This window comes from Serratia sp. CC22-02 (genome assembly GCF_900182895.1).
GTDB lineage: Bacteria > Pseudomonadota > Gammaproteobacteria > Enterobacterales > Enterobacteriaceae > Serratia > Serratia nevei.
Genome location: NZ_FXUD01000006.1, coordinates 22,213 through 46,356, shown reverse-complemented (window position 1 = coordinate 46,356; position 24,144 = coordinate 22,213). Strand labels below are relative to the sequence as shown.

The following is a 24,144-nucleotide window of genomic DNA, read 5'->3' as shown; positions in this document are numbered from 1 at the left end:
CATGGCATTGACCCTCAAGGTACTGCTGGAAAACCGCCGCGCCGCCGGCGCCGACCCATTATTGCAGGCCAAGGCCGGGCTAAGCCTGCTGATTGAAGATGAGACGACGTCCATACTGTTCGATACCGGCCCCGACGACAGCTTTCTGCGCAATGCGGCGCTGATGGGCGTCGATCTCTCCCGTATTACCGCAACGGTGCTCTCCCACGGCCACTATGACCACTGCGGCGGCGTCGCCTGGCTGCCGGACAACAGCCGCATCATCTGCCACCCGCAGGTCGGCGATGAACGCTATGCGGCGCTGAAGGTGCTGGGCCACACCCGCAAAATCAAAAAGCTCTCCTTGGATATCGACTACTCGCGCCACCGCATGCACTACAGCCGCGAACCGCTGGCGATCGGCGATCGCTTTATGTGGTCAGGCGAAATCGCTGTACCCGCCCCGCGCGCCTACGGGGTGATCGCCGGGGAAAACGCGGCGATGGATTACGTGATCGACGAAGGGGTGCTGATTTACAAATCGGATCGCGGTCTGGTGATAGTGACCGGCTGCGGGCACCGCGGGATCGTCAATATCGTGCGCCATTGCCAGAAAATCACCGGGATCGATCGGATCCACGCCCTGATCGGCGGTTTTCATCTGCGCTGCGCTTCCCCGCGCACGCTCTGGCACGTCCGCCGTTTTTTGCGGCAGCATCAACCGGAAAAGATCATGGGCTGCCACTGTACCGGCACCTGGGGCCGGCTCTGGCTGCCGGCAGGGATCTCACCGGCCACCGGCGATACGCTGATTCTGGATTAGACGTACCGCCTTACACAAATAGCGTCGCTATCACCGCGATGCCGCAGCACAGCACCGCTATTCCCACCATCTTTTGCCGGCCGTCGCCCCGCTGTAAAAAATACAGTGATGGGATGAAAAAGACGGTCATCACGATAACGGGTATCGACCAGCTCGAGATGATCTTGATAATACTCGGATTAATCGTGCCGATAAGCGTACAGACAATAATGTTCCCCGCGATAATTCCCTTTTTTCCCGCTATGCCGAAGGACGTAATACCGTCGATTACGCCAGTCAACGTGCCCATATAAGCACCACCGGTGAGCAAACACAGCAATAGGGCTGCGCCTAACCATGCCATCGAGTTGCCGGTCAAGCCGGCGGTATAAAACAGCGCATCCACATTACGGCCGTTAATGATCGAGATATCATCCAACGTCAGCAAGCGGCTGATAGCGATAACGATCATGGCGATAAACGCCAAGATCAGTATCTTGCCGAACAGAATACTGCGCGCCTGCGGCCGCACTGCGCTTTTCGCAAACCGCTGGATGCACGGGGTAAAGTTAAACGTAAAAAGAAAAATCGGCAGCAGCATCAACGTCTGCAATGAAATGCTCGTCGGCGCAGGCGCCAGCTGAGCCCCAGCAGGTTGTAACAAGAAAAACACCGTCAGGATCGCCACCATCACGATAGAAACCAGTGCCATTCTGGAGATCAGGTGCTCAATTCGCTGGCTAAACGCCAACCATGCAGCCGACAGCATCGCACTCAACAACAGCGAAATACCGCCCCGAATCCAGAATCCATCGTGGAGAAAAGACACGACAACGTTAACCAGAGTAATGAAATTTATCAGCACGATAATGATCATCGACAGAATAAACAGCACACAGACAATTGCCGCCGCCCGCTCGCCGATAAACGTCGATGATGCCGCCAGGAAATCTTTCTCCGGGTGCGAAGTGATGAATTTGAAAAAAAGATAGTGCGCCATCATCGATACCGACATGGCGATAACGATAAACAGCGCGAACGCTTTCATCCCCAACACGCCCGGCCCCACAGCCTGGGGCAAAAAGAAAATCCCGGCGCCGAATGCCGTGGAGAAAAAGGTAACTGGCCAATACAGGTGTGAAATTTTCATGATGATGCTCGACCATCATGGCTATGCGGCAACGCATAGCCAACTGGCAAAAAAAATGTCATTCGAAACAGGATCTGCCGAAGAAGACCAGTAAGGAAGGCAAGGAGAAGTTATCGTAAAAAGTCGCGGCTGCACGATAGCCGTTAAGCACGTTAACGCGCGAACACAGCGGAAAAACGCCAATATGCGACGTGTAATTATCGAAGACTTTATTGGAGGAAATGCGATACCGAATGGCCCTGAACGTCGCGGCATTTCCCGCCGCGCAGGTCGGTTTATTTTCCTTGATGATATCGAACCTATGCTCTCCCACCGTCATCTTCACATTGCCGTCTTGGCGCTGAAAATACGCCTCTTTATCCATACGGTTCTTAATATGGCGTTTAAAGCGATCCGCCATGTTTTTTTCACTGACATAAAATGTATTTATATCAATACCATGTCTTTGATTCGACGCCAGAATGTAGTCATTTATTTTTTCCGGAATAATATACGGCGATGTCGCTATCTTCCTGAATTCGTTAGCGCCGTCTATCTCGCTGCCATCGCTTTTTTCCATATAGAAATCATTTATTTCCATCAAGAAGTCCGGCTGAACATTGAGTTGTCGAATGGATTCGGCTATGTAGTCAATGCAGAATTGCGCTGATTTTTCCACTTCACTGCTGACAGAAAAACGATCGTCCAAATTAACCACGGTATGCCCACCGGAAATCAGCACCTTATCCGTCAAAAAAGACGATGCCAGCGCGATGAGCTCTTCGACGTTGTTATTTGAAACCTCATTATTGACCACCTCAATGATTCCATTCTGATCGGCTTTGTAGACGATAAAACGATCTTCACCCTTCCAACCTTTTTTGCAGTTGCATTTATATTCTTTAAAAACAACACGTTCAGCTGTCTTATAAAATTCGGCGCTTTGCAGCGGCATTAACTCGAGATCTGGCATGCCCTTCTTCCCTATTCGTAGCCAATGACGCCAATTTTGTATAACAATAGCTAATGTAAATTTAGTGATCTGACTCTTATAATTAACAATCACCCACATAAATCATGGTTTTTTTGGCCTTGATCACATTTCCAAGTTCAGGTTATTTTAACCATTTTTATTTTGTGGTTTTATGTATCCAACAAAAGAATGCGGAGAGGTGGGCGAGTGGTTTAAGCCAGATTTAAGAAACTAACCGTTTCTTAAATCCACACGAGTCATCGTGTCGTAGGTTCGAATCCTGCTCTCTCCGCCAACTTTTTCTTATCTGATAGTTATTTTTATAGATTCATTAGACGCCGTCGATTCGAACGTGGTTGGTTTCGGTACTGATTAATTTTATGCGCTTATTCAGATCCGCACGCTCTTCTCCCTCCCCCGCCTATATAGCGCAAAAGCCAACAAATCGGATAAAACGCATAGTGTTTTTTGATGATAAATCCTCAACTTAGTCTTAATCTAACACCCCTGCGTTCTTAGCGACCCTCTGTCATGGAGTGAACAATGGCGTGTCATTTTGCCCGCTGGACCCCGGCCTCCGCTGTCCTGGATACCCAAAGACTCTCCGACGAAGTGATAGCCGCCACCCGCACCTTTTCCGTTAAACGCCGCACGCGCTACCTGCAAGGGCGCATTCTGCTCGCCGAAATGATGTTCTATCTGTACGGCCTGCCGACGCTGCCCCCCATCGCCACCACGCCGACCGGCCGCCCCTGTTTCGCCGATCATCAGTTGCCCGATTTCAGCCTCGCTTACGCCAGCAACACCGTGGGCGTGCTGCTCAGCGACGAGGGCAAAGTCGGACTGGATATCGAAGTGATGCGCGCGCGCGGCACCCGGCAAAGCGCGCTGCAACACGCGCATCAGACGCCGGCAGAAAGTGCCTGGATCTGCGCGCAGGACGATCGGCTGGAGGCAGAGACTCAGCTGTGGAGCATCCGGCAAAGCGTGCTGAAAATTTCCGGCCTCGGCAACAGCGGCCAGGCTACGCTGCGTCTGCATCCCTTCTCCGGCCACCTGCGCTCCAGCGCCACGCCGGACGTTCAGGTGATGAGCGACGCCGACGAATACCTGAGCTGGGCCTGCGCCGGCAGCCCCGGCCTGGACCGCCTGCTGTGCTGGCGCTACGAAGAGCGCCGCGGCCTGCACAAAGACGGGGAAATCTCGCCGCGCAGCCCGGCGGCATCCTCGCGCTTCGTTAAACTGACGGGCCTGAAGACGCCCGGTTAACGCAGCGCAAAGCGGATAACGCTGTCTTTACCGCACAAGTTGCTGGATTAAATTGTAAAGACAGCTAAATGTTGAGCAATCGCCTATTCTCGACCCGCGCTTTAGCCTACTATTCGCCCATGTTGTACGCTGAATCTGCTCATTCGAAAGGGAGAATCACCATGTCAGACCAAGCCTTGAAAATCGTCACTCTGCTCGGCAGCCTGCGCAAAGGCTCCTACAACGCCATGGTGGCCCGCGCCCTGCCTGGGCTGGCCCCACAGGGCGTCACCATTGAAGCGCTGCCTTCCATCCGCGATATCCCGCTGTACGACGCCGACATGCAACAGGGTGAAGGCTTCCCTGCCGCTGTCGAGGCGATCGCCGAACAGATCCGCCAGGCCGACGGCGTGATCATCGTCACCCCTGAATATAACTATTCCGTGCCCGGCGGGTTGAAGAACGCCATCGACTGGCTGTCTCGCTTGCCGAATCAGCCGCTGGCCGGCAAGCCGGTCGCCATTCAAACCAGCTCGATGGGGCCGATCGGCGGCGCGCGCTGCCAATATCATCTGCGCCAGATCCTGGTGTTCCTCGATGCGATGGTAATGAACAAGCCTGAGTTTATGGGCGGTGTGATCCAGAGCAAGGTCGATGAACAGGCCGGTGAACTGAGCGATCAGGGAACGCTGGATTTCCTGACCGGCCAGCTGTCCGCGTTCAGCGATTTTATTCGCCGCGTGGAGTGACCGTCTCGCGGCGCCCGCGGGGCGCCGCAACAGGACATGAAGTCCGTCAATTCATTGAAAATTAAAGCCATAGCATCATGTATTTTTTCATTTTAGCGTTATTTTTTGTTTCCATCACCAGTCCCGCTTTCGCCGCAGACATGCGTTATCCTGCCGGTGAAGAGCCGCTGGAGCTGCCGGCACACAGCGCGCTCAACGCCCAGCTGTCGCGATCCGCGCAAAACCAGGAAGACAAAAAGCTGGGCGCCATGTCGCTGTACCTGACGCTGATGCGCGAAGACGGCCGCAACGTCTGGGCGCCCTACCAGCTGGCGGTATCGTCGGCGGAGAAAGGCCAAACCGAGCTGGCGGAGCGCTACCTGCAGCTGAGCGCCGACCGCGGCCTGTGGTACTACTACAACCTGCTGGAGGACGACGCCTTCAACAGCATCCAGCACTCCGCCACCTACCAATCGATCCTGGCCGCCACCAAAGCGCGCTATCTGCAGCACGCCCGTCACTATGAAGGCAAGGCCAGCTACGCGATGCCGGACGGCGAAGCGCCGCCCGAAGGCTGGCCAACGGTGATCTTCCTGCATACCTACGGCAAAGCCGCCGCCATCAGCCCCGAAGAACGGCTGCTGTTCGGCGAAATGGGCGTGGCGTACATCGAGATCAACGGCACGCAGATGCTGTCGGAAAACAGCTTCCGCTGGTCGAATTACAGCGACGAGAGCACCCACACCGCCATTCAGCGTACGCTGCAACAGCTGGCTCCCCAGCTAAAGCTGAATACCCAACGGATTTACCTCAGCGCCCGCGGCCAGGGCGCACTGCACGCCGCCAACCTGATCGCGAAGTACCCGCAGTTTTACGCCGGTGCACTCCTGATCGCCCCCAACGGGGAGATCAAGCCGGCCCAGCAGTCGCTGGCGGCGCAAAAGAAAATCGTGATGGCGTATTACGATCGGCAGAACTTCAGCGAGCAGGCGCTGGCATTGCACTTCGCCAATCTGTTCGGGGAGGATAATCAGGTGCAGACGCTGCACTTCGCCCAAGGAGAGGATGCCGCCGGCAGTTGGCAGGCGCGCTTCAGGCGGCCGTTGCAGTGGGTGTTGGATCGGGCGCCGGATGCGACGCCGGGCGTCTAGGGGTTCAGGGCCGGCAGGCGCCGGCCCTTTGGCGGTCAATGGCCGTCGACGAAGACGATCTTCAGCACGAACAGCAGCGCCACCACCACCACACACGGGCTGATTTCACGCCAGCGGCCGGTGCCGAGCTTCATCACGCAGTAGGAGATAAAGCCGAGCGCGATACCTTCGGTGATCGAGAAGCTGAACGGCATCATCACCGCGGTAACAAACGCCGGTACCGCTTCGGTCAGATCGTCCCACTTCACCCGCGCCAGGCTGGAGGTCATCAGCACGCCGACGTAGATCAGCGCGCCGGCGGCGGCGTAAGCCGGCACCATGCCCGCCAGCGGCGACAGGAAGATCACCAGCAGGAACAGCAGGCCGGTGACCACCGCCGTCAAACCGGTGCGGCCGCCGACGGCGACGCCGGAAGAGCTTTCGATGTAAGCGGTCACGGAAGAAGTGCCCGCCAGCGAACCGGCCACCGAGCTGATGCTGTCGACGTACAGCGCCTGCTTCATGCGCGGGAACTTGCCCTGGCTGTCGGTCAGGCCGGCTTTATCGGTAACGCCGATCAGGGTGCCCGAAGAGTCGAACAGGTTCACCAGCATAAACGAGAAAATAACCCCGGCCAGCCCGATGTTCAGCGCGCCGGCCACGTCGACCTGGCCCACCACCGAGGTGATGCTCGGCGGCAGGGAGAACAGGCCGCCGTATTTCACGTCGCCCAGCATCCAGCCGATAAGGGTGGTGACCACGATCGACACCAGCACCGCCGCGTGGAAGTTACGCGAAGAGAGCACGGCGATGATGAAGAAGCCGAGCGCGCCCAGCAGCACGTTGTGCGAGGTCAGGCTGCCGATGGTCACCAGCGTGTCCGGGTTGGCCACTACGATGCCGGCGTTTTTCAGCCCCATCATGCCGATGAACAGACCGATGCCACTGGTGATGCCGACCCGCAGGCTGACCGGAATGTTGGCGATCATCCAGTAGCGGATGCGGAAAATGGTCAGCAGCAGCAGGCCGACCGCTCCCCAGAAGATGGCGCCCATGCCCACCTGCCAGGAGATGCCCATCGCCCCGACCACCACGAAGGCGAAGAAGGCGTTCAGGCCCATCGCCGGCGCCAGCGCCACCGGCAGGTTCGCCAGCAGGCCCATAAAGATGCTGCCGAAGGCGGCGATCAAACAGGTAGTGACAAATACCGCCTGGGTATCCATGCCCGCCGCGCCCAAAATTTGAGGGTTAACGAACACGATATACACCATGGTGAGGAAGGTGGTGATACCGGCAATCGTTTCCGTACGCGCCGTCGTGCCATGTTGCTTGAGTTTAAACACGCGCCCAAGCAAGCCTTGCTCAGCGTCAAGGCCAGATACTGGTTTGGTCATTATCAGAATTCCGAAAATGGGAATGGACAGTCGCCGGCTATCCTATAACAAAAAGTGGGGCTTTTGACGCCGGTCACAGGTTTTTTTCGCCGTCTTTACGGCTAAACGCGTCAACGGCTTGTATTTACAGGCTTTCATTCCCCGTTCCCGCCCGCTGCGTTGCCGTTTGCCGGCACGGCCGATAAAATGGCCTATCGCATCTCTTACCCTACCCGCTAAAAAAACAGGAATCCGCATGTCTTCGACCTTTATCGATAAGCTCGCGTTAATTACGCTGAAAGATGACAAAGTGGCGCTGGTGCGTTCACACAATAAGACGCTGTTTTATGTCCCAGGCGGAAAACGCGAAGCAGGTGAAACCGACGAACAGGCGCTGTGCCGCGAAATCGACGAAGAGCTGACCGTTGCGCTGCTGCCGAGCTCCATCGCGTTTTACGGCGAGTTCACCGGCCCGGCGGACGGCAAGCAGGACGGCACCCAGGTGCGCATTCGCTGCTATCAGGCCGACTTTACCGGGCAGCTGCAGCCGGCCGCCGAAATCGCCGAACTCAGGTGGTGCGACAGCCGCGATTTACCGCACTGCTCACACGTCGCCGCGCTGATTTTGCACGATCTTAAGGCGCGTAACCTGATCAAGTGATCGCTGAGCGGCCTCAGCGGCGTTAACCCGAAGGAACCTGTCCCGCATGAATCAGATTGACTGCATTTTGTTCGACTGCGACGGCACGCTGGTGGACAGCGAAGTGCTGTGCAGCAAAGCCTATGTGCACATGTTCGCCCGCTACGGCATTCACCTGTCGCTGGAAGAGGTGTTCAAGAAATACAAAGGGGTGAAGCTGTACGAGATCATAGATCGGGTCAACGCCGAGCAGGGCACTAACCTGGCAAAAGAGGCGCTGGAACCGCTGTATCGGCAGGAGGTGGCGCGGCTGTTCGACAGCGAATTACAGCAGATTGCCGGCGCCCGCGAGCTGCTGGCGCAGGTGACGGTGCCTGTCTGCACCGTCTCCAACGGGCCGGTCAGCAAGATGCAGCACTCGCTCGGCCTGACCGGCATGCTGCCTTATTTTGATGACCGGTTGTTCAGCGGCTATGACATTCAGCGCTGGAAGCCGGATCCGGCGATCGTGTTTCACGCCGCCGAACGGATGCAGGTGCCGGTGGCGCGCTGCATCCTGGTGGACGACTCGCCCGCCGGCGCCCAGGCCGGCATCAACGCCGGCATTCCGGTCTTTTACTTCTGCGCCGATCCGCATAACCCGCCGATCGACCACCCGCTGGTGACGACGTTCGACGACCTGGCCCAGTTGCCCGCGCTGTGGCGCGAACGCGGCTGGCGACTGACGGCCGATTAACTGGCCGGCAACGGCGGCTTGTTGCGCCACCAGCGCCAGGACCGCTTCAGCGCGCGGGTTTGCGCGCCGAAGCGGCGGTTAATCGCGTTGGCCAGCAGATCGAGCGCCAGGCAGAACACGAAATAGACCAGCGCCACGAACAGGAACACTTCCATCGGGTAGACCATGCTGCGGTTGTTGACCTGGGTCGCCAGAAAGGTCAGTTCGCCAACGCCGACGATATAAGCCAGCGAGGTGTCTTTGATCAGGGAGATCCACTGGTTAATGAACGACGGCACCATCATGCGCAGCGCCTGCGGCAGCACGATCATGCGCAGCGTCTGCCAACGGGTCAGCCCCAGAGAAAGCCCGGCCTGCCACTGGCCGGGGCCGATCGCGGCGATGCCGGCCTTCACCGCATGGGCCAAATAGGCCGAAGCGATCAGCGCCAGCGCGCACACCACGGTAGTGATTTCCGGGATCTCGACGCCAAACACCATCGGCAGCAGGAAATAGGTCCAGAAGATCAGCATGATGACCGGAATGGCGCGGAAAAAGCCCAGCACCGCCGCCAGCAATCCGGCAGCGACGCCGCGCGACATCGCCAGCGCCACGCCGAATAACGTGCCGAGCACCGCCGAAGCCACGCCGGCCATCAGGCTGATCGCCAACGTCAGCGCCGCGCCGCCCAGCGGTCCGTCCGGCCAGGTGCCCCACAGCAGGTAGCCCAGGTTATCGTGAATTACGCTGAAATCCATCTCAATGCCCTCCCAGCGGTTTACGCTGTTGGCGCCACATGCCCCAGCCTTCCAGCAGCGCGATGATGGCGATATACAGCACCGTCGCCACGCCGAACGCCTGGAAGGTGCGCAACGTTTCGGTTTCGACCTGACGCGAGGCGTAAGAGAGTTCGGCAACGCCGATCGCCATGGTCAGCGACGAGTTCTTGATCACGTTCATGTATTGCCCGAGCAACGGCGGCAGCGCGATTTTCAGCGCCTGCGGCAACACCACGTAGCGCATCGCCTGCCAGCCGGTCAGCCCCAGCGCCTGGGCGGCATATTTCTGCCCGCCGGCGACGCCGCGAATACCGGAACGGATCTCTTCGGCGATAAAGGCGGTGGAGTAGAGCGTCAGGCCGAAGAAACCGGCGAGAAACTCGAACGACGGCCACTCCAGCGGGCCGACCTGATGCGAGCTGTTCAGCCACTGCATGGCGGCGGACGGCAGGATCTGCCCGGCGGCGAAGTACCAGAAGAACAGCTGCACCAGCAGCGGCGTATTGCGAAACAGCGAGCTGTACCCCATCGCCAGCCAGCGCAACGGCCGCAGGCTGCTGTCGCGCATCGCCGCCAGCACAAAGCCCAGCAGCGTGGCCGCCAGGCCCGCGCAGGCGGAAAGCCACAGCGTCAGCAGAAAGCCGTGCCACAGCCAGCTCAGGTATTGCGGCGCCAGCAGCCAGTCCAGGTTCATGTTCAATCCTTGTCTTGCAGAATGCATCAGGGGCGCAGCAAGCTGCGCCCCTCCGTGCCGATCTCACCGCGAGCGGTTAAATCAGGCTTTCGGTTGCTGATCCAAAGGCGCGATTTTGAAATCACCGCGCGGTTGGGCGGATTGGGTTTCCGGCCCGAACCAGCGATCGTAAATCTTAACCGCTTCGCCGTCTTTTTCCAGCTTGATCAACGTCTCGTTCACCGCGGCGGTCAGGCGATCTTCGCCCTTGGGAATGCCGACGCCCTGGTACTCTTTGGTCAGGCTGAACGGCGAAATTTCAAACTCCGCCTTCTGCGCCGCCGGCAGGTTGCCAAGCAGGCCGACCAGCTTGGCGTCGTCCTGAGTGATCGCCTGCACGTTGCCGTTACGCAGCGCCACGAACGCCAGCGGAGTGTCATCGTAAGAGATCACCTTCGCCGTCGGGAAACGCTCGCGCAGGGTGATTTCCTGCACCGTGCCCTTGTCCGCGCCAATGCGCAGCTTCTTGATGTCTTCCGGGGTTTTCAGCACGCCTTTGCGGGCGATGAATTTCTGGCCGGTAGCGAAATATGGCACGCTGAAGTTCACTTCCTTGGCGCGCTCGTCGGTAATGGTGAAGTTGGCGGCGATCAGGTCAACCTTCTTCGACACCAGCAACGGAATGCGGTTGGCCGGGTTGGTGGCGCGCAGCTCCACTTTCACGCCCAGCGCTTTACCGATCGCATCGGCGACGTCCACATCGTAGCCCACCAGCTTCTTGCTCTGCGGGTCGATGTAGCCGAACGGCGGGTTGCTATCGAACACCGCGATACGCACCACGCCGGCTTGCTTGATATCGTCAAGTTTGTCCGCGTGCGCGGCGCCGGCGGCGAGGCCGGTCAGACTGGCTAACAACGTTAAGGCCAAAGCGCGATGTTTCATAGAAAGCTCCTAAGTGGTTGATGTCCTGCTGGCGGATAAGCTAGCAAGCGCCACATAGGTCAGGAAATAATATAAAAAGCTATATTTATAACCTTTTTATCTTTACGCGCTTAAGATGGAATAAAGGCGCGGGAAACCGCGCCTTTGAAGGATATTACCCGGAAAGGGTTAGTCGGCCTTTTCGTCTTTACCGCCCGGAGAGAGTAGCTTTTCCAGGGCATCACCACCCAAATGACGGAAGTCCTGCCCTTTGACGAAATAGAAGATAAATTCGCAGATGTTCTGGCAGCGGTCGCCGATGCGCTCGATAGAACGGGCGCAGAACAGCGCGGTCAGCACGCTGGGAATGGTGCGTGAGTCTTCCATCATGTAGGTCATCAGCTGACGCACGATGCCTTCATACTCCTGGTCGACCTTTTTATCTTCACGGTAGATACGGATCGCCTCGTCCAGATCCATGCGCGCAAACGCGTCCAGCACGTCGTGCAGCATCTGCACGGTGTGGCGCCCCAGCGATTCCAGACTGACCAGCAGCGGCTGGTGCTGGTGCGAGAACTTTTCCAGCGCGGTGCGGCAGATTTTGTCCGCCACGTCGCCAATGCGTTCCAGCTCGGAAATGGTTTTGATGATCGCCATCACCAGGCGCAGATCGCTGGCGGTCGGCTGACGCTTGGCGATGATGCGCACGCAGGCTTCGTCGATTGCCACTTCCATCATGTTGACCTTGGCGTCGCCTTCGATCACGCGCTTGGCCAGCTCGCCATCCTGATTGTGCATCGCGGTGATGGCGTCGGTCAGCTGCTGCTCCACCAGCCCGCCCATGGTCAGCACCTGGGTGCGGATATGCTCAAGCTCTGCGTTGAACTGGCCGGAAATGTGTTTATTTAAATTCAGGTTATCCATGATGCTTCCTATCAACCATAACGGCCAGTGATGTAGTCTTCAGTCTGCTTTTTCTGCGGCGCAGTGAACAGGTTATCAGTATCACTGAACTCGATCAGCTCGCCCAGATACATAAATGCGGTAGAGTCGGAGCAACGCGCCGCCTGCTGCATGTTGTGCGTCACGATCACCACGGTGTAGTCGGCCTTCAGCTCGCTGATCAGCTCTTCAATCTTGCCGGTGGAGATCGGATCCAGCGCCGAGCAAGGCTCATCCAGCAACAGCACTTCCGGACGAATGGCGATGCCGCGGGCGATGCACAGACGCTGCTGCTGGCCACCGGAGAGGCTGTAGCCGCTCTGGTGCAGCTTGTCCTTGGTTTCGTTCCACAGCGCCGCCTTGGTCAGCGCCCACTGCACGCGCTCGTCCATATCGGCGCGCGACAGCTTTTCAAACAGGCGAACGCCGAAGGCGATGTTGTCGTAAATCGACATCGGGAACGGCGTCGGCTTCTGGAACACCATGCCGACCTTGGCGCGCAGCAGCGCGATATCCGAGTTGTCGGTGAGGATGTTCTGGCCGTCCAGCAGGATGCCGCCTTCCGCACGCTGTTCCGGGTACAGCTGATACATCTTGTTGAAGGTGCGCAGCAGGGTGGATTTGCCGCAGCCGGACGGGCCGATAAACGCGGTGACCTTGTTCTTGGCGATATCCAGCGTGATGTTCTTCAGCGCATGGAATTTGCCGTAGTAGAAGTTCAGATCGCGTACCTGAATTTTGCTGCTGGAAGCGTCAGTAACCATACTCATCAAGACTTCTCTCTTTTCATCAGCGCCGCCAAAGCGGCGCTCAAAATTTTATGAATGCTTTTTCTTGGCGAAAATCACGCGCGCCAGGATATTCAGTAACAGTACGCACAGGGTGATCAACAGCACCCCGGCCCAGGCCAGCTGTTGCCATTCGGCGAACGGGCTCATGGCGAATTTGAAGATGGTCACCGGCAGGTTGGCGATCGGCTGCATCAGGTCGGTGCTCCAGAACTGGTTCGACAGCGAGGTGAACAGCAGCGGTGCGGTTTCCCCCGCGATGCGCGCAATCGCCAGCAGCACGCCGGTGATGATGCCTGACACCGACGCCTTCAGCGTGATGGCAGAAATCATGCGCCATTTCGGTGTACCCAGGGCATACGCGGCCTCGCGCAGCGTATCCGGTACCAGCTTCAGCATGTTTTCGGTGGTGCGAATGACGATCGGCACCTGCAGCAGCGCCAGCGCCACGATGCCGGCCCAGCCGGAGAAGTGTTCCATCTTCGCCACCACGATGGTGTAAACGAACAGGCCCACCACGATCGACGGTGCGGACAGCAGGATATCGTTGATAAAGCGGATCACTTCCGCCAGCCAGGATTTACGGCCGTATTCCGCCAGGTAGATGCCGGCCATGATGCCCAGCGGCGTACCGAAGATGGTCGCCCACAGGATCAACAGGCCGCTGCCGGCGATGGCGTTGGCCAAGCCGCCGCCCGCGGTATTCGGCGGCGGGGTCATTTCGGTGAACAGCGCCAGCGACATACCGTCGAAGCCTTTGGTGACGGTGGCGATCAGGATCCAGATCAACCAGAACAGCCCGAACGCCATGGTCGCCATCGACAGGAATAGCGCGAGGCGGTTTTTCTGCCGGCGCCAGGCCTGCATTTTGCGGCGGCTTTCCGCCAGAACGACTGCGTTTTGCATATCCATCGTCGCCATGTTAACGCCCCTCATTCTTGGCCAGACGCATGATCATCAGTTTCGACAGCGCCAGCACGATAAAGGTGATAACAAACAGAATCAGACCCAGCTCCATCAACGCGGCGGTGTGCACGCCGGACTCGGCTTCGGCGAATTCGTTGGCCAGCGCCGAGGTGATACTGTTGCCCGGCATGTACAGCGAAGCGCTGTCGAGCTGGTAGGTGTTACCGATGATAAAGGTCACCGCCATGGTTTCCCCCAGCGCGCGGCCCAGGCCCAACATCACGCCGCCGATGACGCCGTTTTTGGTGAACGGCAGCACGATGCGCCAGATGACTTCCCAGGTGGTGCAACCGATGCCGTAGGCCGACTCTTTCATCATCACCGGCGTCTGTTCGAACACGTCGCGCATGACCGCGGCGATGTAAGGAATGATCATGATCGCCAGGATCACCCCGGCGGCCAGAATGCCGATGCCGAAGGCCGGGCCGGAGAACAGCTCGCCGACGATCGGAATGCCCGACAGCACTTCGCCCACCGGCGTCTGGAAGTATTCGGCGAACAGCGGGGCGAACACGAACAGGCCCCACATGCCGTAGACGATGCTCGGGATGGCCGCCAGCAGCTCAATGGCGATGCCCAGCGGCCGCTTCAACCAGTTCGGCGCCAGTTCGGTCAGGAACAACGCGATGCCGAAGCTCACCGGCACGGCGATGATCAGCGCGATAAGCGAGGTGACCACGGTACCGTAGATCGGCACCAGCGCGCCAAACTGCTCCGCCGGCGCGTCCCACTCTTTGGTCCACAGGAAAGCGAAGCCGAATTTCTGCATGCTTGGCCAGGAGGCGAAGATCAGCGAAACGATAATGCCGCCCAGCAACAATAGGGTAATCAGCGCCGCCAGTCTCACCAGCGCGCTGAAAATGATGTCACCGTTTTTGCCCGGTGCTTTGATGGTCGGCTTGTACTCAGCCATAGATTACTCTCTGTTTGAACCCTGGCAGCCCCAACCGGGATCGGAGCCTGAAGAACTGTGTGGGGCGCGGCGAGCCCGCGCCCCTGCGTTGTTAGTACAGCGCTTTACCTGAACTGTCTTTTACGTTGGTTTTCCAGGCCGCGCGCACCTGCTCAACCACTTCTTTCGGCAGGGTGGCGTAATCCAGCTCGTTAGCCTGTTTGCCGCCGGTTTTGTAAGCCCAGTCGAAGAACTTCAACACTTCGGCGCCCTGAGCAGGGTTTTTCTGCTCTTTGTGCACCAGGATGAAGGTGGTGGAGGTGATTGGCCACACGTTGTCGCCTTTCTGGTCAGTCAGATCCTGAGCGAAGGTCTTGCTCCAATCCACGCCTTTGGCCGCGTTGCTGAAGCTCTCTTCAGTCGGGCTGACCGGTTTGCCGTCGGCGGAAACCAGCTTGGTATAAGCCAGGTTGTTCTGCTTGGCGTAAGCGTATTCTACGTAGCCGATAGAGCCTGGCAGACGCTGAACGAAGGCGGCGATGCCGTCGTTGCCTTTGCCGCCCAGACCGGTCGGCCAGTTAACGGTAGAACCGGCGCCAATCTTTTCTTTCCACTGCGCGTTGGCCTTGGACAGGTAGCTGGTGAACACGAACGAGGTGCCGGAACCATCGGCGCGGCGTACCACGGCGATGTTCTGATCAGGCAGTTTCACGCCTGGGTTCAGCTTGGTGATAGCCGGGTCGTTCCATTTTTTGACGTTGCCCAGGTAGATATCGCCCAGGGTTTTACCGTCCAGAGTCAGTTCGCCGGATTTAATGCCCGGGATATTCACGGCCAGCACCACGCCGCCAATCACGGTCGGGAACTGGAACAGGCCGTCGGCCGCCAGCTTGTCGTCAGACAGCGGGGCGTCGGAGGCGCCAAAGTCAACGGTGTTGGCCACGATTTGCTTCACGCCGCCAGAGGAGCCGATGCCCTGATAGTTAACTTTGTTGCCGGTTTCTTTCTGATAAGAATCTGCCCACTTGGCGTAAACCGGAGCGGGGAATGTCGCACCTGCACCGGTCAGGCTGGCAGCAGCGAACGCGGACACGGCGGTCAGGGAGAAGGTCGCTGCCACAATACTGGCGACGGTGGTACGCATCAGTTTCATAATCCCTCCTAATGGGATATTTAAAATCGACTTCGAGTCGTTTTAATCAGAGTAAGTATTGCTGCAGGAGGGAAAATAGGACAGTTTGGTGACAGAAAAATGTACGCAATATGACAGTTATATTACAGTGCATTTGAGGGGTGATAATTTACATAAAAATCAATTAGTTAAATCAAAAACAGCGCAATTGCCAAGCAATAAAAAAACCGTTTGGCCACGCCCTATCCGCTTGAATATGACAACGTTTATCCCTGAATCGGCGCCGCTGTCATCTTTCGCGTTACTCATGAAAAAAGCCGGCACTAAGGCCGGCTTTTGCAGTTTACCTGCGGCAGATTACTCTACGGTGACAGACTTCGCCAGATTGCGCGGCTGGTCAACGTCGGTGCCTTTGATCAGCGCCACGTGGTAAGACAGCAGCTGCAACGGCACGGTGTAGAAGATCGGCGCCACGATTTCCTCGACGTGCGGCAGAGGAATGATGGTCATGCCTTCGCTGCTGACGAAGCCGGCGTCCTGATCGGCGAACACGTACAGCTGGCCGCCGCGCGCGCGCACTTCTTCAATGTTGGACTTCAGCTTTTCCAGCAGTTCGTTGTTCGGTGCCACCACAATCACCGGCATATCGGCGTCGATCAGCGCCAGCGGGCCGTGTTTCAGCTCGCCCGCCGCATAAGCTTCGGCATGAATATAGGAGATCTCTTTCAGCTTCAGCGCCCCTTCCATGGCGATCGGATACTGATCGCCGCGGCCGAGGAACAGCGCATGGTGCTTGTCAGAGAAGCCTTCCGCCAGCGCTTCGATCTCTTTATCCATCGACAGCATCTGCTCGATGCGCGCCGGCAGCGCCTGCAGGCCGTGCACGATCTCCTGCTCCACGCTTTCTGCCATGCCTTTCAGGCGGCCCAGGCGCGCCACCAGCATCAGCAGCACGGTGAGCTGCGTGGTGAAGGCCTTGGTCGAGGCTACGCCGATTTCCGTGCCGGCCTTGGTCATCAACGCCAGATCGGATTCGCGCACCAGCGAAGAGCCCGCAACGTTACAAACGGCCAGCGAACCGAGATAACCCAGCTCTTTGGACAGGCGCAGCGCCGCCAGGGTATCGGCGGTTTCGCCGGACTGCGACAGGGTGATGATCAGGCTGCCCGGACGCACCGCCGATTTGCGGTAACGGAATTCGGAGGCGATCTCGACGTCGCACGGCACGCCGGCCAGCGCTTCGAACCAGTAACGCGCCACCATACCGGAGTGATAAGAAGTGCCACAGGCGATAATCTGCACGTGCTGCACCTTGGCCAACAGCTCATCGGCGCGCGGGCCCAGCTCGCTCAGGTTGATTTGGCCATGGCTGAAACGCCCTTCCAGGGTGTTTTTCAGCGCCAGCGGCTGTTCGTAGATCTCTTTTTGCATGTAGTGACGGTAAGCGCCCTTGTCGCCGGCGTCATACTGCACCTGGGATTCGATCTCAGGGCGCTCGATGGCGTTGCCCTGCTTGTCGAAGATGTTGACGGTGCGGCGAGTCACTTCCACCACGTCGCCTTCTTCCAGGAAGATGAAGCGGCGGGTGACCGGCAGCAGCGCCAGCTGATCGGAAGCGATGAAGTTTTCCCCGACGCCGCGGCCGATAACCAACGGGCTGCCGGAGCGCGCCGCGACCAATACGCTCGGATCGCGGCTGTCCATCACCACGGTGCCGTAGGCGCCGCGCAGCTGTGGGATCACGCGCTGAACCACTTCCAGCAGCGTACCGCCTTGCAGTTGTTCCCAGTGCACCAGGTGCGCAATCACTTCGGTGTCGGTTTCGGAGCTGAAGCGATAACCGCGTTCGATCAACAGTTCGCGCAGCGGTTCGTGGTTTTCGATGATGCCGTTATGCACCACGGTAATGTAGTCGGAAACATGCGGGTGCGCGTTCGCCTCAGTAGGTTCACCGTGCGTTGCCCAACGGGTGTGAGCGATGCCGGTACCGCCGTGTAGATCGGTCTGCTCCGCTGCTTCGGCCAGTTTTTGCACCTTGCCTACGCGGCGCAGGCGGCTGACGTTGCCCTGCGCGTCGACCACCGCCAGACCGGCGGAGTCATAACCGCGGTACTCGAGACGGCGTAAACCTTCCAACAGGATTTCTGCGATATCACGTTGCGCTACTGCGCCTACAATTCCACACATCAGTTGTATTCCTAATGAACGCCCTTCATGGGCGCTTTCGATGCCTTGACCTGATTTTTGCCGGTTTTTACCGTGCGTCCCCCGAGCCTGTAGATGGTGGGGGTTATTATGTTTTGTATTGGGCTCGTGAACGGAGCCCAACGCAAAACACACTATGACTTCTTCTTCACCGGACGTTGCCAGCCCTGAATGTGCACCTGCTTGACGCGGCTCAGCACCAGTTCGTTCTCGGCGATATCGCGCGTCACCGTGGTGCCGGCGGCGATGGTGGAGCCTTTGCCGACCGACACCGGCGCCACCAGCTGAGTATCGGAACCGACGAATACGCCGTCGCCGATCACCGTCTTGTGCTTGTTGGCGCCATCGTAGTTGCAGGTGATGGTGCCGGCGCCGATATTCACGTCATCGCCGATTTCGGCATCGCCCAGATAGCTGAGGTGGCCGGCCTTGGAGCCTTTACCCAGACGCGCCTTTTTCATTTCCACGAAGTTGCCGACGTGAGCCCCTGCCGCCAGCTCCGCGCCTGGGCGCAGGCGGGCGAACGGCCCCACGGTGCAGTCAGCCTCCAGCACGCTGTCTTCCAGCACGCTGTAAGGGCTGATCTCGCAGTCATCGCCAATCACGCAGTTTTTCAGCACGCAGCCGGCGCCGATTTTCACCCGGTCGCCCAGCTTGACGTGACCTTCGATAATCACATTCGCATCAATAGTGATGTCGCGGCCATGAACAAGTTCCCCGCGCAGATCGAAACGCGCCGGATCCAGCAACATCACGCCGGCCAACAGCAGCTTTTCAGACTGTTCCGACTGGAAGACGCGCTCCAGGGTCGCCAGCTGCAGGCGGTTGTTCACGCCTTCCACTTCACTCAAACGCGACGGGTGCACGGTTTCGATTTTCTTGCCGTCGGCATGGGCCAACGCAATGATATCGGTGATGTAGAACTCACCCTGCGCGTTGTCGTTATTCAACATCCCCAGCCAGCGCTTCAGATCGCGCCCGTTCGCCACCAGGATGCCGGTATTGATCTCGTTAATCTGGCGCTGCGCCTCGCTGGCATCCTTGTGTTCGACGATGCCCACCACGTTGCCCTGCTCGCGCACGATGCGGCCGTAACCGCTCGGATCGTCCAGCTTGACCGTCAGCAGCCCGATACCGCCCTGCGGCTTGGCCGCCAGCAGGCGTTGCAGCGTATCCACGGAGATCAACGGCACGTCACCGTACAGCATCAGCACGTCTTCATCGTCGGCAAAGTGCGGCGCGGCCTGCTGCATCGCATGGCCGGTACCCAGTTGCTCGGCCTGCAGCACCCAGTTCAGCGCGCCGTCAGTCAACGTACTCTTCAGCAGATCGCCGCCGTGGCCGTATACCAGGTGGACATGTTGCGCGCCCAGTTTCATCGCGGCATCAATGACGTGTTGCACCATCGGCTTGCCGGCCAACGGATGTAAGACCTTGGGAAGATCGGAATACATGCGTGTTCCCTTGCCCGCGGCGAGGATAACCACGCTCATTGCGCTGTTCGACATAAGCAACCTGATAACTCCATTTTGATAGACGAAAGTAAAACCGTTTAGCGACGATATTACTACATATTTCTCTGCACGAACCCGGTGCAGACCGCGTGGGCCTTGGCCTGCCGCTATCGCGGCCAATTCGGCGTCGGGACGAAAAAACTGTCGGCGATCGGCGACGTTTATTTCCCGATATCAGGGGTTATACACCACACTGTCCGCCGGGCTGAAATGCTTATTTTAAAGTAAAAAAAAAGCGACCCTATAGGCCGCTTTCTTAAAGTTGGGTGCTTTGCACCCAAACATTACATCGCTTTTCTGGTGAGCTCGATAACGCGCAGTTTTGCGATCGCTTTCGCCAGTTCAGCGGATGCCTGAGCATAGTCGACATCGCCATGAGAGCTGCGAATGTGTTCTTCAGCTTTACGCTTAGCTTCCAACGCTCTCGCTTCGTCGAGGTCAGTACCACGGATAGCAGTGTCCGCCAGCACGGTAACCACGCTCGGCTGCACCTCGAGGATGCCGCCGGACAGGTAGATGAACTCTTCTTCACCGTGCTGCTTAACAATACGCACCATGCCAGGCTTGATGGCAGTCAGCAGCGGCGCATGGCCAGGGAAGATCCCCAGTTCACCTTCGCTGCCTGTCACCTGGATCTTCTGCACCAGGCCGGAAAACATCTGTTTTTCCGCGCTGACTACATCCAGATGGTAAGTCATAGCCATATCACCCTCCTCTCAAGGCGTTACAGTTTCTTGGCTTTTTCCACTGCTTCTTCAATGGTGCCAACCATGTAGAACGCCTGCTCCGGCAGGTGGTCATAGTCGCCGTCCATAATGCCTTTGAAACCACGGATGGTGTCTTTCAGCGATACGAACTTGCCCGGAGAACCGGTGAAGACTTCTGCCACGAAGAACGGCTGAGACAGGAAGCGTTGGATCTTACGCGCACGGGATACGACCAGTTTGTCTTCTTCAGACAGCTCGTCCATACCCAGGATCGCGATGATATCTTTCAGTTCCTGGTAGCGTTGCAGAATGGACTGCACGCCACGCGCTACGTCGTAGTGCTCCTGGCCAACAACCAGCGGATCCAGCTGACGGCTGGTGGAATCCAGCGGGTCAACGGCCGGGTAGATACCCAGAGAAGCGATGTTACGGCTCAGTACCACGGTTGCGTCCAAGTGCGCAAAGGTGGTGGCTGGTGACGGGTCAGTCAAGTCATCCGCAGGAACGTAAACGGCCTGTACGGAAGTGATGGAACCGGTCTTGGTCGAGGTGATACGTTCTTGCAGAACGCCCATCTCTTCCGCCAGCGTTGGCTGATAACCTACCGCGGATGGCATACGGCCCAGAAGTGCGGACACTTCGGTACCGGCCAGGGTGTAACGGTAGATGTTGTCAACGAACAGCAGAACGTCACGGCCTTCGTCACGGAATTTCTCCGCCATGGTCAGACCGGTCAGCGCAACGCGCAGACGGTTACCTGGTGGCTCGTTCATCTGGCCGTAAACCAGGGATACTTTGTCCAGAACGTTGGAGTCGGTCATTTCGTGGTAGAAGTCGTTACCCTCACGAGTACGCTCGCCCACGCCCGCAAACACAGAATAACCGGAGTGCTCGATCGCGATGTTACGGATCAGCTCCATCATGTTTACGGTTTTACCCACGCCCGCACCGCCGAACAGACCGACTTTACCGCCCTTGGCGAATGGACAAATCAGGTCCATTACCTTGATACCGGTTTCCAGCAGCTCCTGGGAGCTGGACAGCTCTTCGTAGCTTGGCGCCGCGCGGTGAATCGCCCAACGCTCTTCTTCGCCGATGTCGCCTTTCATGTCGATCGGTTGACCCAATACGTTCATGATACGGCCCAGGGTAGCTTTACCCACCGGCACTTCAATCGGGTGGTCCAGGTTGTTCACTTTCAGACCGCGACGCAGACCGTCGGAGGTCCCCATTGCGATACAGCGAACCACGCCACCGCCCAGCTGTTGCTGAACTTCCAACACCAGTTTTTCGGTGCCGTTTTCTACCTCAAGGGCATCGTACACTTTTGGTACGGCATCCTGAGGGAACTCGACGTCCACCACGGCGCCGATTACCTGGATAATCTTTCCAGTAGCCATCTTGAATCCTCTACGTAATTCGTAAACCTAGCTTAAACCGCGGAGGCTCCCGAAACGATCTCGGTGAGTTCCTGAGTGATGCTGGCCTGACGCGCCTTGTTGTATACCAACTGCAGCTCTTTGATCAGGCTACCGCCGTTATCGGTTGCGGCTTTCATCGCGACCATTCGTGCGGCCTGCTCGCTGGCCAGGTTTTCCACGACGCCCTGATAAACCTGCGACTCCACATAGCGGCGCAGCAAGGTATCAAGCAGCACTTTTGGATCGGGTTCATACAGGTAATCCCAAGGCGTTTTCTTCAGCTCTTCGTCATCGGCTGGCGGTAACGGCAGCAGCTGAAGCACCTGTGGCTCTTGGGACATCGTATTAACAAATTTGTTGCTGACAATGTACAGCTTGTCCAAACGACCTTCGTCGTAGGCCTGCAGCATCACTTTCACCGGCCCGATCAGATCCGACAGGGAAGGTTTGTCCCCCATGCCGGTCACCTGGGCAACCACGTTGCCGCCCACGGAACCAAAGAAAGAGGCCGCTTTAGAGCCAATCAGCGCCAAATCGGTTTCGACGCCTTTTTCGGACCAGGCTTTCATCTCCGCCAGCAGCTTTTTGAACAGGTTGATGTTCAAGCCGCCGCAGAGACCACGGTCAGTAGACACCACCAGATACCCGACGCGCTTAACGTCACGCTCATCCAGGTACGGGTGCTTGTACTCCAGATTCCCTAACGCAAGGTGACCAATCACTTTGCGCATGGTCTCTGCATAAGGACGGCTGGCCGCCATGCGATCCTGCGATTTACGCATTTTGGAGGCGGCGACCATTTCCATCGCTTTAGTGATCTTTTGCGTGTTTTGCACGCTAGCGATCTTACTACGTATCTCTTTTGCGCCGGCCATCTCTGCTTCTCCTCAGTGCCAGACGGCCTGCTGTCTTTCAACAGCAGGACCGTTCGGCGTTACCAGGACTGGGTTTTCTTGAAGGTCTCGAGGATGTCTTTCAACTTGCCCTCGATCTCATCATTGAAGTTGCCAGTTTGGTTGATGTGGTTCAGCAGTTCGGCGTGCTCGCGGTCCGCATAGGCTACCAGCGCGGCTTCGAAGCTCACCACTTTGGCGACTTCGACGTCGTTCAGGTAACCGCGTTCTGCGGCAAACAGCACCAGAGACTGTTGTGCAACCGACATCGGCGCATACTGTTTCTGTTTCAGCAGCTCGGTCACTTTCTGACCGTGGCTCAGCTGTTTGCGGGTCGCGTCGTCCAGATCGGAGGCGAACTGGGAGAACGCAGCCAGCTCACGATACTGCGCCAGCGCGGTACGGATACCACCGGACAGTTTCTTCATGATCTTGGTCTGCGCGGCGCCACCAACACGGGATACGGAGATACCCGGGTTAACTGCCGGACGAATACCGGAGTTGAACAGGTTGGATTCCAGGAAGATCTGACCATCGGTAATCGAGATTACGTTGGTCGGAACGAACGCGGAAACGTCACCCGCCTGGGTTTCAATGATCGGCAGAGCGGTCAGTGAACCGGTTTGGCCTTTAACTTCACCTTTGGTGAAGGCTTCAACGTATTCGGCGTTAACGCGCGCTGCACGCTCCAGCAAGCGGGAGTGCAGGTAGAATACGTCGCCTGGGTAAGCTTCACGACCTGGCGGACGACGAAGCAGCAGGGAAATCTGGCGGTAAGCAACGGCCTGTTTGGACAGGTCATCGTACACGATCAGCGCATCTTCACCGCGGTCACGGAAGTATTCACCCATTGCGCAACCGGCGTATGGCGCCAGGTATTGCAGTGCAGCGGATTCGGAAGCGGTCGCCACCACCACGATGGTGTTGGCCAGTGCGCCGTGCTCTTCCAGTTTGCGCACCACGTTAGCGATGGTGGACGCTTTCTGGCCGATAGCCACGTAAACGCATTTGATGCCGGAGTCGCGTTGGTTGATGATCGCATCGATCGCCAGCGCGGTTTTACCGGTCTGACGGTCACCGATCACCAGCTCACGCTGGCCACGGCCGATTGGAATCATGGCGTCAACGGATTTGTAGCCAGTCTGAACCGGCTGATCAACGGACTGACGCTCGATAACGCCTGGCGCGATAGCTTCTACCGGAGAGAAGCCATCGTTCTCAATCGGGCCTTTGCCGTCGATTGGTGCACCCAGGGTGTTAACTACGCGGCCCAGCAGACCACGACCGACTGGAACTTCCAGGATACGGCCGGTGCATTTAACCTTCATGCCTTCGGCCAGATCCGCGTACGGACCCATAACCACGGCACCTACGGAGTCGCGCTCCAGGTTCAATGCGATTGCGTAACGGTTGCCAGGCAGCGCGATCATTTCGCCCTGCATAACTTCGGCCAGGCCGTGTACGCGGATGATCCCGTCGCTGACGGAAACGATAGTACCTTCATTGTGAGCTTCGCTCACTACATTGAACTGAGCAATGCGCTGCTTGATCAGTTCGCTGATTTCGGTGGAATTCAGTTGCATGCTCCAGTCCC

General features: G+C 57.8%; 23 protein-coding genes and 1 pseudogene. 7 read left to right on the top strand and 17 right to left on the bottom strand.

Annotated elements, in window-relative coordinates:
* Position 1 precedes the first annotated feature (1 nt).
* A complete protein-coding gene (locus QOL81_RS18840; protein ID WP_197757450.1) occupies positions 2 to 802 on the top strand; it encodes an MBL fold metallo-hydrolase in 801 nt (266 codons plus the stop codon).
* A gap of 10 nt (positions 803 to 812) precedes the next feature.
* On the opposite strand, the gene QOL81_RS18835 is transcribed toward QOL81_RS18840, so the two are convergent.
* Entirely contained in the window at positions 813 to 1,931 is a 1,119-nt protein-coding gene (locus QOL81_RS18835; protein ID WP_197757448.1) for an amino acid permease, read from the bottom strand.
* Positions 1,932 to 1,989: 58 nt separating this feature from the next.
* Positions 1,990 to 2,883, bottom strand: coding sequence for a hypothetical protein (locus QOL81_RS18830; RefSeq protein WP_102985063.1), 894 nt, complete (start codon positions 2,881 to 2,883; stop codon positions 1,990 to 1,992).
* A 193-nt stretch (positions 2,884 to 3,076) separates the two neighbouring features.
* Between QOL81_RS18830 and QOL81_RS18825 the strand changes: the two are divergent.
* From QOL81_RS18825 to QOL81_RS18810, 4 genes and pseudogenes are all read left to right on the top strand, one after another.
* Positions 3,077 to 3,178, top strand: a pseudogene (locus QOL81_RS18825).
* 248 nt (positions 3,179 to 3,426) lie between these two features.
* Complete coding sequence (locus tag QOL81_RS18820; protein WP_197757446.1) at positions 3,427 to 4,152, top strand: 4'-phosphopantetheinyl transferase family protein; 726 nt, start codon at positions 3,427 to 3,429, stop codon at positions 4,150 to 4,152.
* A 161-nt stretch (positions 4,153 to 4,313) separates the two neighbouring features.
* The gene (locus tag QOL81_RS18815) at positions 4,314 to 4,880 is read left to right on the top strand and encodes an NADPH-dependent FMN reductase (RefSeq protein WP_025304752.1); all 567 of its coding nucleotides are present in this window, start codon (positions 4,314 to 4,316) and stop codon (positions 4,878 to 4,880) included.
* A gap of 77 nt (positions 4,881 to 4,957) precedes the next feature.
* Positions 4,958 to 6,010, top strand: a complete 1,053-nt coding sequence (locus tag QOL81_RS18810; RefSeq protein ID WP_038876022.1) for an alpha/beta hydrolase — start codon at positions 4,958 to 4,960, stop codon at positions 6,008 to 6,010.
* A gap of 35 nt (positions 6,011 to 6,045) precedes the next feature.
* Here the strand turns inward: QOL81_RS18810 and QOL81_RS18805 are convergent, their stop codons facing one another.
* On the bottom strand, positions 6,046 to 7,383 hold the full coding sequence (locus QOL81_RS18805; protein WP_028128066.1) for an NCS2 family permease: 1,338 nt from the start codon (positions 7,381 to 7,383) through the stop codon (positions 6,046 to 6,048).
* 235 nt (positions 7,384 to 7,618) lie between these two features.
* Between QOL81_RS18805 and QOL81_RS18800 the strand changes: the two genes are divergently transcribed.
* Together QOL81_RS18800 and yieH are read left to right on the top strand one after the other, a co-directional pair.
* On the top strand, positions 7,619 to 8,023 hold the full coding sequence (locus QOL81_RS18800; RefSeq protein ID WP_060424368.1) for an NUDIX hydrolase: 405 nt from the start codon (positions 7,619 to 7,621) through the stop codon (positions 8,021 to 8,023).
* A 46-nt stretch (positions 8,024 to 8,069) separates the two neighbouring features.
* Positions 8,070 to 8,738, top strand: a complete 669-nt coding sequence (gene yieH, locus QOL81_RS18795; RefSeq protein ID WP_060424370.1) for a 6-phosphogluconate phosphatase — start codon at positions 8,070 to 8,072, stop codon at positions 8,736 to 8,738.
* Here yieH and QOL81_RS18790 read toward each other — a convergent pair.
* The 14 genes from QOL81_RS18790 to atpA form a co-directional block, all read right to left on the bottom strand.
* Complete coding sequence (locus tag QOL81_RS18790) at positions 8,735 to 9,475, bottom strand: amino acid ABC transporter permease (protein ID WP_060424373.1); 741 nt, start codon at positions 9,473 to 9,475, stop codon at positions 8,735 to 8,737. The genes yieH and QOL81_RS18790 overlap by 4 nt on opposite strands.
* Before the next feature lies 1 nt (position 9,476).
* Positions 9,477 to 10,190, bottom strand: coding sequence for an amino acid ABC transporter permease (locus QOL81_RS18785; protein ID WP_025304748.1), 714 nt, complete (start codon positions 10,188 to 10,190; stop codon positions 9,477 to 9,479).
* Between the two features lie 81 nt (positions 10,191 to 10,271).
* Entirely contained in the window at positions 10,272 to 11,111 is an 840-nt protein-coding gene (locus QOL81_RS18780; protein ID WP_019455482.1) for an ABC transporter substrate-binding protein, read from the bottom strand.
* Between the two features lie 168 nt (positions 11,112 to 11,279).
* Positions 11,280 to 12,014: a phosphate signaling complex protein PhoU gene (gene phoU / locus QOL81_RS18775; RefSeq protein WP_016929613.1), complete on the bottom strand. Its 735-nt coding sequence runs from the start codon at positions 12,012 to 12,014 to the stop codon at positions 11,280 to 11,282.
* A gap of 11 nt (positions 12,015 to 12,025) precedes the next feature.
* Complete coding sequence (gene pstB / locus QOL81_RS18770) at positions 12,026 to 12,796, bottom strand: phosphate ABC transporter ATP-binding protein PstB (protein WP_016929614.1); 771 nt, start codon at positions 12,794 to 12,796, stop codon at positions 12,026 to 12,028.
* Between the two features lie 54 nt (positions 12,797 to 12,850).
* Positions 12,851 to 13,741: a phosphate ABC transporter permease PstA gene (pstA, locus tag QOL81_RS18765; protein ID WP_019455481.1), complete on the bottom strand. Its 891-nt coding sequence runs from the start codon at positions 13,739 to 13,741 to the stop codon at positions 12,851 to 12,853.
* A gap of 1 nt (position 13,742) precedes the next feature.
* Positions 13,743 to 14,699, bottom strand: coding sequence for a phosphate ABC transporter permease PstC (pstC, locus tag QOL81_RS18760; protein ID WP_004933822.1), 957 nt, complete (start codon positions 14,697 to 14,699; stop codon positions 13,743 to 13,745).
* A 91-nt stretch (positions 14,700 to 14,790) separates the two neighbouring features.
* Positions 14,791 to 15,831, bottom strand: a complete 1,041-nt coding sequence (gene pstS, locus QOL81_RS18755) for a phosphate ABC transporter substrate-binding protein PstS (RefSeq protein WP_038876034.1) — start codon at positions 15,829 to 15,831, stop codon at positions 14,791 to 14,793.
* A gap of 336 nt (positions 15,832 to 16,167) precedes the next feature.
* Positions 16,168 to 17,997 (bottom strand): glutamine--fructose-6-phosphate transaminase (isomerizing), encoded by a 1,830-nt coding sequence (gene glmS / locus QOL81_RS18750; RefSeq protein ID WP_060424377.1) that lies wholly within the window; start codon positions 17,995 to 17,997, stop codon positions 16,168 to 16,170.
* Between the two features lie 152 nt (positions 17,998 to 18,149).
* Positions 18,150 to 19,523, bottom strand: coding sequence for a bifunctional UDP-N-acetylglucosamine diphosphorylase/glucosamine-1-phosphate N-acetyltransferase GlmU (gene glmU / locus QOL81_RS18745; protein WP_038876038.1), 1,374 nt, complete (start codon positions 19,521 to 19,523; stop codon positions 18,150 to 18,152).
* A gap of 290 nt (positions 19,524 to 19,813) precedes the next feature.
* Positions 19,814 to 20,233: a F0F1 ATP synthase subunit epsilon gene (locus tag QOL81_RS18740; RefSeq protein WP_004933814.1), complete on the bottom strand. Its 420-nt coding sequence runs from the start codon at positions 20,231 to 20,233 to the stop codon at positions 19,814 to 19,816.
* Between the two features lie 20 nt (positions 20,234 to 20,253).
* Positions 20,254 to 21,636, bottom strand: coding sequence for a F0F1 ATP synthase subunit beta (gene atpD, locus QOL81_RS18735; RefSeq protein WP_004933813.1), 1,383 nt, complete (start codon positions 21,634 to 21,636; stop codon positions 20,254 to 20,256).
* A gap of 32 nt (positions 21,637 to 21,668) precedes the next feature.
* Complete coding sequence (atpG, locus tag QOL81_RS18730; RefSeq protein ID WP_004933811.1) at positions 21,669 to 22,532, bottom strand: F0F1 ATP synthase subunit gamma; 864 nt, start codon at positions 22,530 to 22,532, stop codon at positions 21,669 to 21,671.
* Between the two features lie 59 nt (positions 22,533 to 22,591).
* Positions 22,592 to 24,133, bottom strand: a complete 1,542-nt coding sequence (gene atpA, locus QOL81_RS18725; protein ID WP_004933808.1) for a F0F1 ATP synthase subunit alpha — start codon at positions 24,131 to 24,133, stop codon at positions 22,592 to 22,594.
* Between the last annotated feature and the right edge of the window lie 11 nt (positions 24,134 to 24,144).

What these genes read in the sequence shown, in the direction of transcription:
- QOL81_RS18840 (WP_197757450.1), top strand. Translation starts at nt 2, where the DNA reads ATGGCATTGACCCTCAAGGTACTGCTGGAAAACCGCCGCGCCGCCGGC.
- QOL81_RS18835 (WP_197757448.1), bottom strand. Translation starts at nt 1,931, where the DNA reads ATGAAAATTTCACACCTGTATTGGCCAGTTACCTTTTTCTCCACGGCA.
- QOL81_RS18830 (WP_102985063.1), bottom strand. Translation starts at nt 2,883, where the DNA reads ATGCCAGATCTCGAGTTAATGCCGCTGCAAAGCGCCGAATTTTATAAG.
- QOL81_RS18820 (WP_197757446.1), top strand. Translation starts at nt 3,427, where the DNA reads ATGGCGTGTCATTTTGCCCGCTGGACCCCGGCCTCCGCTGTCCTGGAT.
- QOL81_RS18815 (WP_025304752.1), top strand. Translation starts at nt 4,314, where the DNA reads ATGTCAGACCAAGCCTTGAAAATCGTCACTCTGCTCGGCAGCCTGCGC.
- QOL81_RS18810 (WP_038876022.1), top strand. Translation starts at nt 4,958, where the DNA reads ATGTATTTTTTCATTTTAGCGTTATTTTTTGTTTCCATCACCAGTCCC.
- QOL81_RS18805 (WP_028128066.1), bottom strand. Translation starts at nt 7,383, where the DNA reads ATGACCAAACCAGTATCTGGCCTTGACGCTGAGCAAGGCTTGCTTGGG.
- QOL81_RS18800 (WP_060424368.1), top strand. Translation starts at nt 7,619, where the DNA reads ATGTCTTCGACCTTTATCGATAAGCTCGCGTTAATTACGCTGAAAGAT.
- yieH (WP_060424370.1), top strand. Translation starts at nt 8,070, where the DNA reads ATGAATCAGATTGACTGCATTTTGTTCGACTGCGACGGCACGCTGGTG.
- QOL81_RS18790 (WP_060424373.1), bottom strand. Translation starts at nt 9,475, where the DNA reads ATGGATTTCAGCGTAATTCACGATAACCTGGGCTACCTGCTGTGGGGC.
- QOL81_RS18785 (WP_025304748.1), bottom strand. Translation starts at nt 10,190, where the DNA reads ATGAACCTGGACTGGCTGCTGGCGCCGCAATACCTGAGCTGGCTGTGG.
- QOL81_RS18780 (WP_019455482.1), bottom strand. Translation starts at nt 11,111, where the DNA reads ATGAAACATCGCGCTTTGGCCTTAACGTTGTTAGCCAGTCTGACCGGC.
- phoU (WP_016929613.1), bottom strand. Translation starts at nt 12,014, where the DNA reads ATGGATAACCTGAATTTAAATAAACACATTTCCGGCCAGTTCAACGCA.
- pstB (WP_016929614.1), bottom strand. Translation starts at nt 12,796, where the DNA reads ATGGTTACTGACGCTTCCAGCAGCAAAATTCAGGTACGCGATCTGAAC.
- pstA (WP_019455481.1), bottom strand. Translation starts at nt 13,741, where the DNA reads ATGGCGACGATGGATATGCAAAACGCAGTCGTTCTGGCGGAAAGCCGC.
- pstC (WP_004933822.1), bottom strand. Translation starts at nt 14,699, where the DNA reads ATGGCTGAGTACAAGCCGACCATCAAAGCACCGGGCAAAAACGGTGAC.
- pstS (WP_038876034.1), bottom strand. Translation starts at nt 15,831, where the DNA reads ATGAAACTGATGCGTACCACCGTCGCCAGTATTGTGGCAGCGACCTTC.
- glmS (WP_060424377.1), bottom strand. Translation starts at nt 17,997, where the DNA reads ATGTGTGGAATTGTAGGCGCAGTAGCGCAACGTGATATCGCAGAAATC.
- glmU (WP_038876038.1), bottom strand. Translation starts at nt 19,523, where the DNA reads ATGTCGAACAGCGCAATGAGCGTGGTTATCCTCGCCGCGGGCAAGGGA.
- QOL81_RS18740 (WP_004933814.1), bottom strand. Translation starts at nt 20,233, where the DNA reads ATGGCTATGACTTACCATCTGGATGTAGTCAGCGCGGAAAAACAGATG.
- atpD (WP_004933813.1), bottom strand. Translation starts at nt 21,636, where the DNA reads ATGGCTACTGGAAAGATTATCCAGGTAATCGGCGCCGTGGTGGACGTC.
- atpG (WP_004933811.1), bottom strand. Translation starts at nt 22,532, where the DNA reads ATGGCCGGCGCAAAAGAGATACGTAGTAAGATCGCTAGCGTGCAAAAC.
- atpA (WP_004933808.1), bottom strand. Translation starts at nt 24,133, where the DNA reads ATGCAACTGAATTCCACCGAAATCAGCGAACTGATCAAGCAGCGCATT.